Below are 14,856 nucleotides of genomic sequence, written 5' to 3' on the forward strand. Positions count from 1 at the left end.
GAGAAGGCTCACGGGGCCCGCCGCGCGACGCCCCGGACACGCACACGCGGGCGGACGGCGCCTCAAAAAGCGCCGCCCGCCCGCGCGTTGAGCGGTTCCTGGTGCCTGACTAGGTCACGAAACCACCGCCGGATCGGCCGAATTGGCGACCTTCCCCGGGTTCTCGTCCTCGCCCACGGCGATCCCGCGCCGCTTGGACACGTACACCGCCCCGACGATGACCGTGATGGAGAGCACGGCGATCAGCACCCGCATCCCCACGCTCTTGTCCTCGCCGTAGCTGAACTTGACGACCGCGGGCGCGATCAGCAGCGCCACCAGGTTCATCACCTTCAGCAGGGGGTTGATCGCCGGACCCGCGGTGTCCTTGAACGGGTCGCCGACCGTGTCACCGATCACTGTCGCGGCATGGGCCTCGCTGCCCTTGCCGCCGTGGTGGCCGTCCTCGACGAGCTTCTTGGCGTTGTCCCACGCGCCACCGGAGTTGGCGAGGAACACCGCCATCAGCGTGCCGGTGCCGATCGCGCCCGCGAGGAACGAGCCGAGCGCGCCGACGCCGAGGCTGAAACCGACCGCGATCGGCGTGAGCACGGCGAGCAGTCCCGGCGTGGCGAGTTCCCGCAGCGCGTCCTTGGTGCAGATGTCGACGACGCGCCCGTACTCCGGCTTCTCCGAGTAGTCCATGATCCCGGGGTGCTCGCGGAACTGCCGCCGCACCTCGTAGACCACGGCCCCGGCCGACCGCGACACGGCGTTGATCGCGAGCCCCGAGAAGAGGAAGACGACCGCGGCGCCGAGGATCAGGCCCACCAGGTTGTTGGGCTGTGAGATGTCCATCACCAGGTTCATCGGAGCGCCGTCGCCCAGTTTCTGGCCGACTTCGTCCGCCGCCTCGGCGATCGCGTCGCGGTACGACCCGAAGAGCGCCGACGCCGCGAGTACGGCCGTGGCGATGGCGATGCCCTTGGTGATGGCCTTGGTGGTGTTGCCGACGGCGTCCAGGTCGGTGAGGACCTGCGCGCCCGCGCCCTGGACGTCGCCGGACATCTCGGCGATGCCCTGCGCGTTGTCGGAGACCGGACCGAAGGTGTCCATGGCGACGATGACACCGACCGTGGTGAGCAGGCCGGTGCCGGCCAGGGCCACCGCGAACAGGGCGAGCATGATCGACGTACCGCCGAGCAGGAAAGCCCCGTACACGCCGAGCCCGATCAACAGCGCGGTGTAGACGGCCGATTCGAGCCCGATGGAGATGCCCGCGAGCACGACCGTGGCCGGGCCCGTCAGCGAGCTCTTGCCGATGTCCTTGACGGGACGCCGGTTGGTCTCGGTGAAGTAGCCCGTCAGCTGCTGGATCAGCGCCGCCATGACGATGCCGATGGCGACGGCCACGACCGCGAGGATCCGCGGGTCGCCCTCCTTGGCGAGGATCGCCGCGTCCGTGACACCGTCCAAGTCCGCGTACGACGACGGGAGATAGACGAAGACGGCCGCCGCGACGAGCGCCAGCGAGATGCCCGCGGAGATGAAGAAGCCGCGGTTGATGGCGGTCATGCCACTGCGGTCCGCGCGCCGGGGCGCGACCGCGAAGATCCCGATCATGGCGGTGATCACGCCGATCGCCGGAACGATCAGCGGGAACGCGAGTCCGGAGTCACCGAACGCCGCCTTGCCGAGGATCAGCGCGGCGACGAGCGTGACGGCGTACGACTCGAAGAGGTCGGCGGCCATCCCGGCGCAGTCGCCGACGTTGTCGCCCACGTTGTCGGCGATGGTCGCGGCATTGCGCGGATCGTCCTCCGGAATGCCCTGTTCGACCTTGCCGACCAGGTCGGCGCCGACGTCGGCGGCCTTGGTGAAGATGCCGCCTCCGACACGCATGAACATCGCGATGAGCGCGGCCCCGAGGCCGAAGCCCTCGAGGACCTTCGGTGCGTCGGCCGCGTACACGAGCACCACACAGGAGGCGCCGAGCAGACCGAGCCCCACCGTGAACATGCCGACGACGCCGCCCGTACGGAAAGCGATCTTCATGGCTTTGTGCGAGACGGCGGTGAGATCCTTTTCGGGCTCACCTTCCGCGGGAGTCGCTTCCCGTGCCGCGGCGGCCACGCGCACATTGGCGCGCACGGCGAGCCACATACCGATATAGCCGGTGGTCGCCGAGAACGCCGCGCCGATCAAGAAGAAGACCGAGCGGCCGGCCCGCTGATTCCAGTCGTCCGCGGGCAGCAGCAGGAGCAGGAAGAACACCACCACGGCGAATACGCCGAGGGTGCGCATCTGTCGTCCCAGATAGGCATTCGCGCCTTCCTGGACCGCTGCCGCGATCTTCTTCATGCTGTCGGTGCCCTCGCCGGCCGTGAGTACCTGGCGGACCAGGACCCAGGCGAGTACGAGCGCCGCGACCGCGACGGCCGCGATGACCATCACGATCAGACGGTTGTCGTCGGTCAGTACCGCGGCTGCGAGGGTTGAGGGGTGGTCAAGCTGATGAGGGGTAGAAAGCCCCGCCATTCGTCCTCCTTGACGCTTGGGCTGAGCTCAAGATGTGGACGGATTGTAGGGAGCCTGACCTGATCAAAACAGTGCGCCGCAAACGGAATTGGCGCGCAAGTGCGTGTCCACAAAAGATCGCGCTCAAACTTTGACCCCGAAAGCGGTAACGCCCCAAAAGCATTGACGTCGGCGTTGACGTCGAGATCTGTTCCTGATCACGGGGGGTTTCTGGCCCCTGGGCCCACTGGTAACACTGACCCCTGCGCCCACTAGTAACACAAAAGAAAACCCCCCACGAGCGGCAGGGTCTAGCCCGTCCGGCGTTTGAGGACGAGGCCGAAGGCCGACAAAGGGGGAGAGGGGCGAAGCCCCATGTGGGCGCAGGGTCGAAGCCCTGGAGGGGCCGGGCGGGCGGGGGAAGCAACCCCCGGCGGGCACGCCAAAGCTGCGGCAACGAACGTCACCGCACAGGAACAGCGCCCAGCGTCCTTCAGGGAGTCGTCGGCCAAGTCATCCGGATGGACCCACCGTTCTCCCCGGCGGTCACTTCCACGTCGTCCACGAGCCCACTGATGACCGCGAGCCCCATCTCGTCCTCCCCCTCGGCCTCAGGGTCTTCCCCGGAACCGGCCCCGGGGGCCCGCTCACCGGGCGCGGAGCGCGGAGCCTCGTCGCCGACCTCGATGGAGAACTGCTTCTCCTCCTCGATCAGAGCGACCCGCACCGGAGCGGGAACACTGGCCGCCTGATGGAGACCCACGGCACGCGTGCAGGCCTCGCCGACCGCGAGCCTGACCTCATCGAGGACGGCCTCGTCCACTCCGGCCCTGCGCGCCACCGCCGCCGCCACCAGGCGGGCGGTCCGGACGTGCTCGGGCAGCGCGCTGAAGCGGAGTTCAACGGTGGCCATGCATCCCCCTCGGACATACGCGCGTGCTGTCAGGGGGCCCGGCCGTCGGCCCGGCCCCCTGCCGTACTGCCGCTTCCGGGCCACGGCCCGGAACCCCGGGCGAGGCCCGGGAAGTCCGGCCGCAGCCGGACTCCGGCTCAGTCGGTGGCCGCTCAGTCGGTGGCCGCGACCGCTTCCTCGACCGAGGTGTGGATCGGGAACACCTTGGTCAGTCCGGTGATACGGAAGATCTTGAGAATGCGCTCCTGGTTGCACACCAGGCGCAGCGAGCCCTCATGGGCCCGCACCCGCTTCAGGCCGCCGACCAGCACGCCGAGTCCGGTGGAGTCGAGGAAGTCCACGCGCTCCATGTCGACGACCAGATGGAAACTGCCGTCGTTCACCAACTCGACCAACTGCTCGCGCAACTTGGGCGCGGTATATACATCGATTTCGCCACCGACCTCGACGACCGTACGATCGCCGACGGTACGGGTCGACAGAGACAGGTCCACGGATCCTCCAGCACCTTGCTATCGAGCGGTCGCCCCTCGGGACACCTCGGCCCACGCCCTCGGGACGGATCGCCAGCCGCGATGGCATTCAATCACTTACCGGCAGGCGTGCACGACGCCTTCGGACCATTGTCCATCCCGCCAGTGACACACTCGGTGCCGATGGCCAACTTTTCTCCTGCCGGAGGACCCTCGGCGGACACCCCGGCCCGCGTCTCCCCGCAGACGGTCCTTGACCGGCTGACCACGGGGCCGAGCCGAGCTGCGCGCATCACTCATACGGAGCACCTGCCCCCGCGTGCGGCCCGGTATGCAGTGTGGCCCGATCGCATCCGCCCGGAGGTGGTCGCGGCGGTGCAGGCGGCCGGAATCGATCATCCGTGGGCCCACCAGGCACGGGCCGCCGAGCACGCGCTGGACGGCGAGTCCGTCGTCGTCGCCACCGGCACCGCGTCCGGCAAGTCGTTGGCATATCTCACACCCGTCCTGTCCGCCCTGCTCGACGGCTCCGAGGCGCCCAACGGCCGCGGCGCCACCGCCCTGTACCTGGCCCCCACCAAGGCCCTGGCCGCCGACCAGCGCCGCGCCGTGCGCGCCCTGGCCGCGCCGCTGGGCACGGCGGTGCGGCCCGCGGTGTACGACGGCGACACCCCCGTCGAGGAACGCGAGTGGGTGCGCCAGTACGCCAACTACGTCCTGACCAACCCCGACATGCTGCACCGGGGGATACTCCCGTCCCACCCCCGCTGGTCCTCCTTCCTGCGCGCCCTGCGCTACGTCGTCATCGACGAGTGCCACACTTACCGCGGCGTCTTCGGCTCGCACGTCGCCCAAGTCCTGCGCCGCCTGCGCCGCTTGTGCGCCCGCTACGGCTCCGACCCCGTCTTCCTCCTCGCCTCCGCCACGGCCGCCGACCCGGCCCTGGCCGCCGAGCGCCTCACCGGCCTGCCCGTCACCGAGGTCGCCGACGACGCCTCACCCCGCGGTGAGGTCGTCTTCGCCCTCTGGGAGCCGCCGCTCACCGAGCTGCACGGCGAGAAGGGCGCCCCGGTCCGCCGCACCGCCACCGCCGAGACCGCCGACCTGCTGACCGACCTGGCCGTCCAGGGCGTCCGCTCCGTCGCCTTCGTACGCTCCCGGCGCGGCGCCGAGCTGATCTCCGTCATCGCCCAGGAACGCCTCGCCGAGGTGGACCGCTCCCTGGCCCGGCGCGTGGCCGCCTACCGCGGCGGCTATCTCCCCGAGGAACGCCGCGCCCTGGAGCAGGCCCTGCACTCCGGCGAACTCCTCGGCCTGGCCGCCACCACCGCCCTCGAACTCGGCGTCGACGTGTCCGGCCTGGATGCCGTCCTCATCGCCGGCTATCCCGGCACCCGCGCCTCCCTCTGGCAGCAGGCGGGCCGCGCCGGGCGCTCCGGCCAGGGCGCGCTCGCGGTGCTCGTCGCCCGCGACGACCCGCTGGACACCTATCTCGTCCACCACCCCGAAGCCCTCTTCGACCAGCCCGTCGAGTCCACCGTCCTCGACCCCGACAATCCGTACGTCCTCGCGCCCCATCTCTGCGCCGCCGCCGCGGAACTCCCGCTCACCGACGACGACTTCAAGCTCTTCGGCCCGGCCACCGGGGAACTGCTCCCCCAGCTCGAGGCCGCGAAGCTGCTGCGCCGGCGCACGAAGGCCTGGCACTGGACCCGCCGCGAGCGGGCCGCCGACCTCGCGGACATCCGCGGCGAGGGGGGCCGGCCCGTACAGGTCGTCGAGGAGGGCACCGGCAGGCTGCTCGGCACCGTCGACGCCTCCGCCGCGCACACGACCGTCCACGAGGGCGCGGTCCACCTCCACCAGGGCCGCACGTATCTCGTCCGCCGCCTGGACCTGGACGACGCGGTCGCCCTCGTCGAGGAGGCCGTCCCGCCGTATTCGACCACCGCCCGCGACACCACCGCCATCTCCGTCCTCGAGACCGACACCGAGATCCCCTGGGGTCCCGGCCGCCTCTGCTACGGCTCCGTCGAGGTCACCAACCAGGTCGTCTCCTTCCTGCGCCGCAAACTCATCACCGGCGAGGTGCTCGGCGAGACCAAGCTGGACCTGCCGCCCCGCACCCTGCGCACCCGCGCGGTCTGGTGGACGGTCACCGAGGACCAGCTCGACGCCGCCCGCGTCAACCCGGAGATCCTCGGCGGCGCCCTGCACGCCGCCGAACACGCCTCCATCGGCATGCTGCCGCTCTTCGCCACCTGCGACCGCTGGGACATCGGCGGCGTCTCCGTGCCCCTGCACCCGGACACCCTGCTGCCGACGGTCTTCGTGTACGACGGCCACCCCGGCGGCGCCGGATTCGCCGAACGCGCCTTCCACACCGCCCGCCCCTGGCTCACCGCCACCCGCCAGGCCATCGCCTCCTGCGAGTGCGAGGCCGGCTGCCCCTCCTGCATCCAGTCCCCCAAGTGCGGCAACGGCAACGACCCGCTGCACAAGCGCGGCGCGGTACGTCTCCTCACCACGCTCCTGAAGGACGCCCCCACGAGCTGAGGCCCCCACGCCGGGGGCGCGGGCCGACGCCATGGGCGGGGCGGAGCCCGAAGGCGGGGCGGAGCCCGAAGGCGGGGCAGGGCCCGAAGGCGGGGCAGGGCCCGCAGCCCCCGCGGACCCCGCAGGCTTCCCAGGCCCTTCATGCCTCGCAGGTCCTGCCGCACCTGCCGCACCTGCCGCACCTGCAAACCCCATAGCCCCGGAAGGCCCTGGAGGCCCGGGAGGTCCTGGGAGCCCCGCAAGCCCAGAAGGCTCCGCAGTGTCTGGAGATCCCGAAGGCCCTGCAGGTCCCGCAGCCCCGGAAGGCCCCAAAGACCCCACAGGCCCGGAAGGGGCCGCAGGCCCAGTAGGCCCTGGAGACGGCGCAGGTCCCGCAGACCCCGAAGATCCCGCAGACCCCGTCGGTCCCGCAGGCCCCGCAGGCCCCGCCCGCGATCTGACCTCCATCACGAACGGCCCGAACTCCGCCGCCGCCGTGACCTCCGACACCTCCCCCTCCACCTCGCACCGCACGATCCGCGTGCCCTGTGCCCGGGCCACCCGCTCGGCCCGGTCGCACGCCCCGGCACGCCCCTCCATCCAGTGGTCCGCCGCCGCCAGGGCCGCCAAGTCGGCCGCGCCGCCCGCCCGATGGCGGGCCACCGTCACCTGCCCCATCGCCAGCACGGTCCCCGTGACCGCGCACAGCACCGCCATCGCCACCACGACCCAGACCGTCGCCGCACCCCGGTCCGCCTTCACCCCACGCCCACGCACACCTCCCTGTCCCGGCCCCGCCCGCACGCCGTCCGCACGACCGCTTCTCACGTCCCCACCCCCACCGTCTCCTCCGCCAACGCCACGGCCTCCGCCCGCAGCCGCAGTCCGAGCCCCAGCGCCCGCGGGCCCGGCGACCGCGCCACGACCTCCACCCGGACCAGGTCGCCGTCCCGGCTCACCGCCACGCTCGCGCCACGCGGAGCCGCCTGCCGGGCCGCCGCGACCGCCGTGCCCTGCGGGTCCTGGCGGGCCATCGCGCGGGCCCCCGCCCGGGCCGCGTCCACGCACTGGATCTGCGCGGACGCGGCCAGCAGGGCCCACACGAGCGCCATCGTGAACAGCACCAGCGTCGGCAGGACCACCGCCGCCTCCGCCGTCACGTACCCGCCGTCACGCCGGGCGCGGCGCCCTTCAGAACTGGACATCGAGCGCCCTCTCGACCACCGCCTGAAGAGCCGCCTTGACCGGGCCGCTCGTCACGACCTTGTAGAGCAACCCGGCGAACGCCACCGTCGCGATCAGACCCATGGCGTACTCGGACGTCACCATTCCGGCGTCCCTCGCGAGCCCCCGCATCCGACGCGCCGTCCACACCCGGGGCGCGGGCCACCCCTCACGCCCCGTCCGACCCGGACGCTCCCACCGCATCCACCGCGCCACCCGTGCCACGTACAGCCGAGCCCACGCGCGCACCTGTCCTCGCATGTCAACCCCCCATGAAATTTCCGTCAGTTGTTTGTTTGCCTGCTTGCTTGAAGTTGCTGATCGAGGTCGGTCGGCTGGAGCACCGACAGGCCCACCCAGCGCCTCCATACCTCTCGATGTCCTGCTGGCCGTACGACATTTCGCCCAGCCGCCCTCACTTCCCGGGCCAACCCGGGGCCAGTCGGGGCCAGCGGGGGCCGAGCCGGGCCGACCACCTCACCCCCCGGCCATCAGGCCCCCGGCCAGCCCAATCACCACCGGCAGCACCCCGACCGCGATGAACGCGGGCAGAAAGCACAGCGCCACCGGTGCCGTCATCACGACGGCGGCGCGCCGGGCCCGGGCCGTCGCCGTGCGGCCCTGTTCGGCGCGGCAGTCCGCGGCGATCCGGGCGACGGGGCCGGCCGCGGGCGCCCCGGACTCTGCGGCCTGTTCGAGGAGGCGGGCCAGCCCACCGGCGCCCGGTATCTCGCCGACCTGCCGCCAGGCGTCGGCCGGTGCGCCGCCGAGCCGCACCTGCGCCGCACCCCCGGCGAGCCGCTCCCCGACGGGACCTCCCAGGGACTCACCGACGGCCTGCGCCGCCACGACGGGCCCGGCCCCGGCGGCCACGCAGGCCGCCAACAGGTCTGCCGCCAGTGGAAGTTGTCGCTCGGCGTGGGCCGCGTCGGCCTCCTCCTTGCGGCCGCCACCCGGCCGCAGCCGCCACACGCAGCACCCGGCGACCACGCCGACCACGCACCCCGCGACCCCGCCGACGAGCGCCCACCCGGCGCTCACCACCGCGGCGACCGTCAGCCACTTCCGGGCGCGCTCCCGCCGCCCGGACAGCGCACCGCTCCACCGCCCGAGCCACGCGCGCTCCCCGGACTCCCCGAGCCCGCCGCCGCGCCCCAGTCCCCACGACAGCCCCGGCCGTCCTCCGGCGTCCAGCACGGCCAAGACCCGCCGCCCCGCGATCCGTTCACGCCGCGCTACCGCCGCCGTCAGCACCAGCCACACCAGAGCCATCACCGACCACACGACCACCCCCAGCCTGTGGAAAACCCCGGCGTCGCCGAACAGGCCGGTCGGACCGGCCAGGCCGGACGGGGCCAGCAGGCCCGTGGAATCGCCCTTCATCGCCCCTCCGCCTTCCGTACGATCCGCAGCGCCCACCAGGCGCCAGCTCCCTCCAGCAGCCCGCCCACAAGCAGGCAGCCCAGGCCCGCGCCGGTGTGGAACAGCACCCGCAGCGGGTCGGCCCCCAGGGCCGCGCCCATCAGCAGGCCGAGGACGGGAAGCCCGGCGAGCATCAGGGCCGTCGAGCGGGCGCCGGCCAACTGTGCGCGCAGGTCGGCCCGTTGGTCCCGCTCCGCGCGCAGCGCCGCTTCGAGGCGGTCCAGGCCCGCCGCGAGACCGGCGCCCCGGTCCACCGCGACCCGCCAGCACGCCGCGAGCCCGAGGAGCCCTTCGGCGCCCGGATCCCGTGCCGCCTCCCGCAGCGCGGCGGGCACATCCCCGCCGAACCGCGCCGCCGCCAGCACACCGGTCCGAGCGCCGCCGAGCCCTTGCCCTGCTCCCTCGCCGGCCTCCGCGGCCGCCCGCAGCGCCTGCCCCGGCTGCCGCCCCGCCCGTACCTCACCGGCGAGCGCCCCGCACAGCGCGATGACCGCGTCGGCCCGCCGCATCCGCTCACGACGCGCCTCCCGGGCCCGTCGCACCCGGCCCACGAGGGGCATGCAGACCGCCCCCACGACGAGAGGCAGGACGGACTCTCCAAGCAGCCCCACGGCCGCCCCGGCCACCAGGAGCCAGACCTCGTACCCCAGGCGCCCACGCGCCCGCGTGCAGGCCCGCTGCCACCAGGGCGCCTTCGCCGTGCCCCCGGCCACGAGGAGCGCCCGCGCCCGCCGCAGCCCCCGGGCGGCCCTCGCCCGTCCGCCGAGCAGCCACACCGAGCCGCCCGCGCACAGGGCGGCGCCGCACACCGTCGTCGCGCTCATGACCCCTCACCCGGGTCACCCCGGTCACCCCTGCTCCCGAGCAGTGCGCTCAGCCGCGGCCAGCCGCGCTCCTGGACGAAGCCCCGCTCGCCCCAGCGCAGCGCGGGCACCGTCGCCACCAGGCCTGATGGGCCGCGCTCCAGCACCTGCACCTCGGCGATCCGGCGCCGCCCCGTCCGATCGCGGGCGAGATGGAGGACGACCGACAGAGCGGCCGCGAGCTGGCTGTGCAGCGCCGCCCGGTCGAGCCCGGCGGCCGTACCCAGCGCCTCCAGGCGGGCCGGCACATCTGCGGCGGCATTCGCGTGCACCGTGCCGCAGCCGCCCTCGTGGCCCGTGTTCAGCGCGGCCAGCAGGTGCACCACTTCGGCACCCCGCACCTCGCCCACCACCAGCCGGTCGGGACGCATCCGCAGTGCCTGGCGCACCAGGTCGTCCAGGCCGACGAGGCCCACACCTTCCTGGTTCGCGGGCCTGGCCTCCAGGCGCACCACGTGCGGGTGGTCGGGGCGCAGCTCGGCGGAGTCCTCGGCCAGGACGATCCGCTCCCGAGGCCCCACCAAGCCGAGCAGGGTGCTGAGGAGCGTCGTCTTGCCGCTGCCCGTGCCGCCGCTGATGAGATACGAGAGGCGGGCGTCGAGCAGCCGACGCAGCACTCGCTCACCGCCGGGCGGCACCGTGCCCGCGGCGACCAGCTCCGTGAGCGTGAAGGCACGCGGCCGCACGACCCGCAGCGCCAGATACGCGGAGCCGACGGCGACCGGGGGCAGCACCGCGTGCAGGCGGGTGCCGTCCGGCAGCCGGGCGTCCACCCAGGGCCGCGCGTCGTCCAGGCGCCGGCCGGCCACGGCCGCGAGCCGCTGGGCGAGGCGCCGCACGGCCGCCGCGTCCCGGAAGGAGACCTCGGTCAGTTCCAGGCCGCCGCCGCGGTCCACCCAGACGTGGTCCGGCGCGGACACCAGCACGTCGGTCACCGACGGATCGGCGAGCAGCGGCTCCAGCGGGCCCGCGCCCACCAGTTCCGACCGCAACTGCTCGGCCGCGCCGAGTACTTCGGTGTCCCCCAGGACCCGGCCCTGCGCCCGCAGCGCCTCGGCGACCCGCGCCGGGGTTGGCTCCGTGCCGTTGGCCGCGAGCCACTGCCGCACCCCGTCGAGCATCCGGGCGCCCACGACCGCGCTCATACGCCCCCTCCGGCCTCGGCCGGAAGCCGCTCCCAGAAGGCCGCGCAGAAGCGGGCGAGGGGTCCACGGACCGTGCCGCCGGGTGGCTGTCCGCCGCTCTGGGCCGCCAGGAGGCCGTGTTCCCAGGGCAGTTCGCCGACGAGCGGGAGGCCGAGCAGCCGGGCCACCTCGTCCGCGTCCAGCCGGTCGGTGCCCGGCGCGCCGGGGCCGGGGGTCGCCACGACCCGCAGATCGCGCAGCACCATGCTCACGGCGGACGCGACCCGCCGCGCCCCGGCGACCGCGCGCAGCTCCGCAGGCACCACGAGCAGGCCGAGGTCGAGCTGCGCCAGCGCCTCCGCCACCGCTTCGTCGACCCGGCGCGGCAAGTCCACGATCACGACTCCCCCGCGCCTGCGGGCAGCGGCGAGGACGGCCCGAACGGCCTCCGGCGCGACGGCCGGCGCGTCGCCGCGGTCCCAGCTCAGGACGCGCAGGTCGTGCAGCGCCGGCAGTGACTCCTCCAGGGCGCCGCCGCCGACCCGGCCCCGCGACTGCGCGAAGGCGGGCCAGCGCAGCCCCTCGGCGGCCTCTCCGCCGAGCAGTACGTCGAGCCCACCGCCCAGGGGGTCGGCGTCCACCAGCATGGTGCGCCGCTCGGCGCGCGCCGCCGTGACGGCCAGCGCGCAGGCCAGGGTGGAGGCCCCGGCGCCGCCCCGGCCGCCGATGACGCCGATGGTGAGAGCGGGTCGCCCCACGCCCTCGGCGACGTCGGCGATGCGGTCCACCAGCCACTGTTCGCCGTCGGGAAGCATCAGCACGTCGTCCGCGCCGATCTCCACGGCCCGCCGCCAGACCCCCGAATCGTCCTGGTCCCGTCCCACGAGCACGACTCCGCGCCGCCGCGCGGCCCCGCGCACCCGGTCCGCCGCGTCGTCCCCGACCAGGACGAGCGGGGCGGACTCCCATCCCCCGCCGCGCTCCGGCACGCCGTGGTGCACCTCCGGCCGCGCCCCCGCCGCGGCGCACAGCCGCAGCAGGTCGTCCAGCAGGTCCACGTCCTCCGTGACGATCAGCGGTCCGCCGGCACGTCCCTCGGACGGCGGCGGTGTTTCGCACGCAATGACTCCAGCCACGATCTCCGGCCCCCTCTCGCTGCAAGTCCTTCGAATGCGCGCGTGTGCGCATCCGATCCGTGCACGCGAAGACCGGCCAATGGAATCCGGCCATGAACTTCACGAGCGGAATCAAGCGTGCGGCGATCCCGGAAATGGTGTGGATCTTGGTCAATAACTGTGGAGAACGCGCCGCCTGTGAATATCTCCTTCACCCATACCGGTGACGCCCCGAACGACTTCCACAGCGCAGTCCCTCGACTACCCACAGTGACGGATCTTGGGCGCGCGACATCGGCACCATTCGGGCACACGAGGGCCCGTGGCGATCAGAAAAGATCAGGAATGCGAGGCAAAAACCCACCCGGACATGCGACGACCCCCGCCGGGGGGGAGAGCGGGGGTCGTCCCCTCGGTCCGACTCGGGGGGGGAGGAGCCAGACCGGGTTAGCACGGTCGCGAACGATCCGTGACTTCCATGGTGTACCCGAGAGCCTTCTCAGGCAAACCCACGCGCCTCAGCTTACGCCGAATGGTGGGCGCCTATGCTCGGGGCGTGGAAAACCACTCGTTGCCTCGCACAGCCGCGTTCTTTGACCTGGACAAGACGGTCATTGCGAAGTCGAGCACTCTGACGTTCAGCAAGTCGTTCTACCAAGGCGGGCTGATCAACCGCAGAGCGGTGCTGCGGACCGCATATGCCCAGTTCGTGTTCCTCGCCGGCGGCGCCGACCACGATCAGATGGAGCGGATGCGCGCGTACCTGTCCTCGCTGTGCCGCGGCTGGAACGTACAGCAGGTCAAAGAGATCGTCGCGGAGACCCTGCACGACCTGATCGACCCCATCATCTACGACGAGGCGGCCTCCCTCATCGAGGAGCACCACACCGCCGGCCGCGACGTCGTCATCGTCTCCACCTCGGGCGCCGAGGTGGTCGAGCCGATCGGCGAACTCCTGGGCGCGGACCGGGTGGTGGCCACGCGCATGGTCGTCGGCGACGACGGCTGCTTCACGGGCGAGGTGGAGTACTACGCGTACGGACCCACCAAGGCAGAGGCCGTGCAGGAGCTCGCCGAGTCGGAGGGGTACGACCTGGAGCGCTGTTTCGCCTACAGCGACTCGGTCACGGACGTGCCCATGCTGCAGTCCGTCGGCCACCCCTACGCCGTCAATCCGGACCGGGCGCTGCGCCGCGAGGCCCTCGCGCGCGGGTGGCCGATTCTCGACTTCCACCGCCCGGTGCGGCTCAAGCAGCGGCTGGCCGCGCCGCCCCGACCGGCGCTCGTGGCGGTGGCCGCGGTCGGCGCCGCGGCGGCCACCGCGGGTCTCGTCTGGTTCGCCAGCCGGCGACGCGCGGCGGCCGGCTGACAGCCCGGGACGCGGCGGTCGACCGACCTGCGTGGGGCGGCCGGAAACCCGCGCCCGATTCACCCTTGTTTGAACCTAAAAGTAAAGAAGTACGGCCAGGGGTTTCGCTCACCCCCGGACAGGAGTACAAAGGAGTCAACGGCCCGCGAGACCAAGGACATCCGAGAGGATTACCTTTAACCGCAATGATTGGCCCCACGGACCGAGCATGAACATTGGGCACCCACGCGACGTCGACCCGTCGATTACGGGCCAGCCGCACCAGGTGACGGGCAAAGTTCCCGACCTGATGGGCAAAATATTCGAGGACGCTTGGTAACCCGGTGAACATGCCAGCGGCGGTACGAATTCTCGTACCGCCGCAACCCTGTTCAGGGCCCTTCACCCAGGCCGCGCCCCGCACGCAGGCCGCGTCAACAGGCCGCGCCCCTCACGCCGCGCCCCTCACGCCGCGCCCCTCACGCCGCGCCCCTCACGCCGCGCCCCTCACGCCGCGCCGCGCTGCAGCGCCTCGCACACCGCCGTCGACTCCCTGGCGCCCAGCTCAACCGCCCTGCCGCAGTGAGCGATCCAGGCGGCCATGCCCTCCGGCGTGCCGGACGCGTACCCCTCCAGGGCGCCCGCGTAGGCCGCACGCCCCAGCTCCGCGTGGCCCGCCTCTGCCGGGCAGATGGACTTCGGGTCGAGGCCGCTGCCCACCAGGACGATGCGCTCGGCCGCGCGCGCCACCAGACCGTTGTACGAGCCGAAGGGCCGCAGGGCCGCCAACTCGCCGTGCACCACGGCCGCCGTCACCAAGGCCGGCGCCGAGCTGCCCGCGATGACGAGCTGCGAAAGCCCCTCCAGGCGCCCCGCCACCTCCTCCGCGTCCGGCAACTCCAGCTCGATCAAGGGCTCGTCGACCGGCTCGCCCGCGAGCCGGGGCCGGCCCGCGGCCTCGTCGGCGTCCGCGGCGGCGACCAGGTGCAGCCGCGCCAGGACCCGCAGCGGCGACTGCCGCCAGATGCTCAGGAGCTGCCCCGACTCCGCGGTCAGCCGCAGCGCGGCACCCATCACGCGCGCGTCGCCCTCGCCGCCGAAGTCGCTGCGCCTGCGGACCTCCTCCAGGGCCCACTCGGCGCCGGACAGCGCCGCGGACCCGCGCGCACCGCGCAGCGCCGCCTCGGCGGTGACCTCATTGCTGCGGCGCCGCATGATCCGGTGGCCGTAGACCCGGTCGACGGCCTTGCGGACAGAGTCCACGGATTCGGCGACGCCGGGCAGTGCCCCCAGCGCCTGCAGCGGATCGGCTTTCGTACTCATGAGTACGACCCTACGCACCA

12 protein-coding genes and 1 pseudogene are annotated in these 14,856 nt (G+C 73.0%); 2 read left to right on the forward strand and 11 right to left on the reverse strand.

The window, feature by feature from the left end:
* Positions 1 to 114 precede the first annotated feature (114 nt).
* From AC0KTA_RS17105 to bldG, 3 genes are all read right to left on the reverse strand, one after another.
* A complete protein-coding gene (locus AC0KTA_RS17105; protein ID WP_481055979.1) occupies positions 115 to 2,517 on the reverse strand; it encodes a sodium-translocating pyrophosphatase in 2,403 nt (800 codons plus the stop codon).
* 472 nt (positions 2,518 to 2,989) lie between these two features.
* Entirely contained in the window at positions 2,990 to 3,409 is a 420-nt protein-coding gene (locus AC0KTA_RS17110; RefSeq protein ID WP_481055980.1) for an ATP-binding protein, read from the reverse strand.
* Positions 3,410 to 3,561: 152 nt separating this feature from the next.
* Positions 3,562 to 3,903 (reverse strand): anti-sigma factor antagonist BldG, encoded by a 342-nt coding sequence (bldG, locus tag AC0KTA_RS17115; RefSeq protein ID WP_030359667.1) that lies wholly within the window; start codon positions 3,901 to 3,903, stop codon positions 3,562 to 3,564.
* A gap of 81 nt (positions 3,904 to 3,984) precedes the next feature.
* Between bldG and AC0KTA_RS17120 the strand changes: the two genes are divergently transcribed.
* Positions 3,985 to 6,438, forward strand: a complete 2,454-nt coding sequence (locus AC0KTA_RS17120) for a DEAD/DEAH box helicase (protein WP_481055981.1) — start codon at positions 3,985 to 3,987, stop codon at positions 6,436 to 6,438.
* 432 nt (positions 6,439 to 6,870) lie between these two features.
* Here AC0KTA_RS17120 and AC0KTA_RS17125 read toward each other — a convergent pair.
* The 7 genes and pseudogenes from AC0KTA_RS17125 to ssd form a co-directional block, all read right to left on the reverse strand.
* A pseudogene (locus tag AC0KTA_RS17125) lies at positions 6,871 to 7,245 on the reverse strand (Rv3654c family TadE-like protein); the annotation flags it as partial.
* Complete coding sequence (locus AC0KTA_RS17130) at positions 7,242 to 7,622, reverse strand: TadE family type IV pilus minor pilin (protein WP_481055982.1); 381 nt, start codon at positions 7,620 to 7,622, stop codon at positions 7,242 to 7,244. The pseudogene AC0KTA_RS17125 and the gene AC0KTA_RS17130, both read right to left, overlap by 4 nt.
* Entirely contained in the window at positions 7,609 to 7,746 is a 138-nt protein-coding gene (locus tag AC0KTA_RS17135) for a DUF4244 domain-containing protein (protein WP_481055983.1), read from the reverse strand. Before AC0KTA_RS17135 ends, AC0KTA_RS17130 begins: the two co-directional genes overlap by 14 nt.
* Before the next feature lie 372 nt (positions 7,747 to 8,118).
* Positions 8,119 to 8,913: a type II secretion system F family protein gene (locus AC0KTA_RS17140; protein WP_481056454.1), complete on the reverse strand. Its 795-nt coding sequence runs from the start codon at positions 8,911 to 8,913 to the stop codon at positions 8,119 to 8,121.
* Between the two features lie 107 nt (positions 8,914 to 9,020).
* A complete protein-coding gene (locus AC0KTA_RS17145; protein WP_481055984.1) occupies positions 9,021 to 9,887 on the reverse strand; it encodes a type II secretion system F family protein in 867 nt (288 codons plus the stop codon).
* A complete protein-coding gene (locus tag AC0KTA_RS17150) occupies positions 9,884 to 11,071 on the reverse strand; it encodes a TadA family conjugal transfer-associated ATPase (RefSeq protein ID WP_481055985.1) in 1,188 nt (395 codons plus the stop codon). The genes AC0KTA_RS17145 and AC0KTA_RS17150 overlap by 4 nt, the downstream gene beginning before the upstream one ends.
* Positions 11,068 to 12,186 (reverse strand): septum site-determining protein Ssd, encoded by a 1,119-nt coding sequence (ssd, locus tag AC0KTA_RS17155; RefSeq protein ID WP_481055986.1) that lies wholly within the window; start codon positions 12,184 to 12,186, stop codon positions 11,068 to 11,070. Before ssd ends, AC0KTA_RS17150 begins: the two co-directional genes overlap by 4 nt.
* A 511-nt stretch (positions 12,187 to 12,697) precedes the next feature.
* Between ssd and AC0KTA_RS17160 the strand changes: the two genes are divergently transcribed.
* The gene (locus AC0KTA_RS17160) at positions 12,698 to 13,534 is read left to right on the forward strand and encodes an HAD family hydrolase (RefSeq protein WP_481055987.1); all 837 of its coding nucleotides are present in this window, start codon (positions 12,698 to 12,700) and stop codon (positions 13,532 to 13,534) included.
* Positions 13,535 to 14,020: 486 nt separating this feature from the next.
* Here AC0KTA_RS17160 and AC0KTA_RS17165 read toward each other — a convergent pair whose 3' ends face one another.
* Entirely contained in the window at positions 14,021 to 14,836 is an 816-nt protein-coding gene (locus AC0KTA_RS17165) for a Fic family protein (RefSeq protein ID WP_481055988.1), read from the reverse strand.
* Between the last annotated feature and the right edge of the window lie 20 nt (positions 14,837 to 14,856).

The organism is Streptomyces sp. Y309 (genome assembly GCF_056712025.1).

Bases quoted from the DNA above. Each gene is read 5' to 3' on its own strand.
- AC0KTA_RS17145 (WP_481055984.1), bottom strand. From the start codon at position 9,887: ATGAGCGCGACGACGGTGTGCGGCGCCGCCCTGTGCGCGGGCGGCTCG.
- AC0KTA_RS17150 (WP_481055985.1), bottom strand. From the start codon at position 11,071: ATGAGCGCGGTCGTGGGCGCCCGGATGCTCGACGGGGTGCGGCAGTGG.
- AC0KTA_RS17165 (WP_481055988.1), bottom strand. From the start codon at position 14,836: ATGAGTACGAAAGCCGATCCGCTGCAGGCGCTGGGGGCACTGCCCGGC.
- AC0KTA_RS17120 (WP_481055981.1), top strand. From the start codon at position 3,985: ATGGCATTCAATCACTTACCGGCAGGCGTGCACGACGCCTTCGGACCA.
- AC0KTA_RS17140 (WP_481056454.1), bottom strand. From the start codon at position 8,913: ATGGCTCTGGTGTGGCTGGTGCTGACGGCGGCGGTAGCGCGGCGTGAA.
- AC0KTA_RS17160 (WP_481055987.1), top strand. From the start codon at position 12,698: ATGGTGGGCGCCTATGCTCGGGGCGTGGAAAACCACTCGTTGCCTCGC.
- AC0KTA_RS17135 (WP_481055983.1), bottom strand. From the start codon at position 7,746: ATGGTGACGTCCGAGTACGCCATGGGTCTGATCGCGACGGTGGCGTTC.
- AC0KTA_RS17110 (WP_481055980.1), bottom strand. From the start codon at position 3,409: ATGGCCACCGTTGAACTCCGCTTCAGCGCGCTGCCCGAGCACGTCCGG.
- AC0KTA_RS17130 (WP_481055982.1), bottom strand. From the start codon at position 7,622: ATGTCCAGTTCTGAAGGGCGCCGCGCCCGGCGTGACGGCGGGTACGTG.
- AC0KTA_RS17105 (WP_481055979.1), bottom strand. From the start codon at position 2,517: ATGGCGGGGCTTTCTACCCCTCATCAGCTTGACCACCCCTCAACCCTC.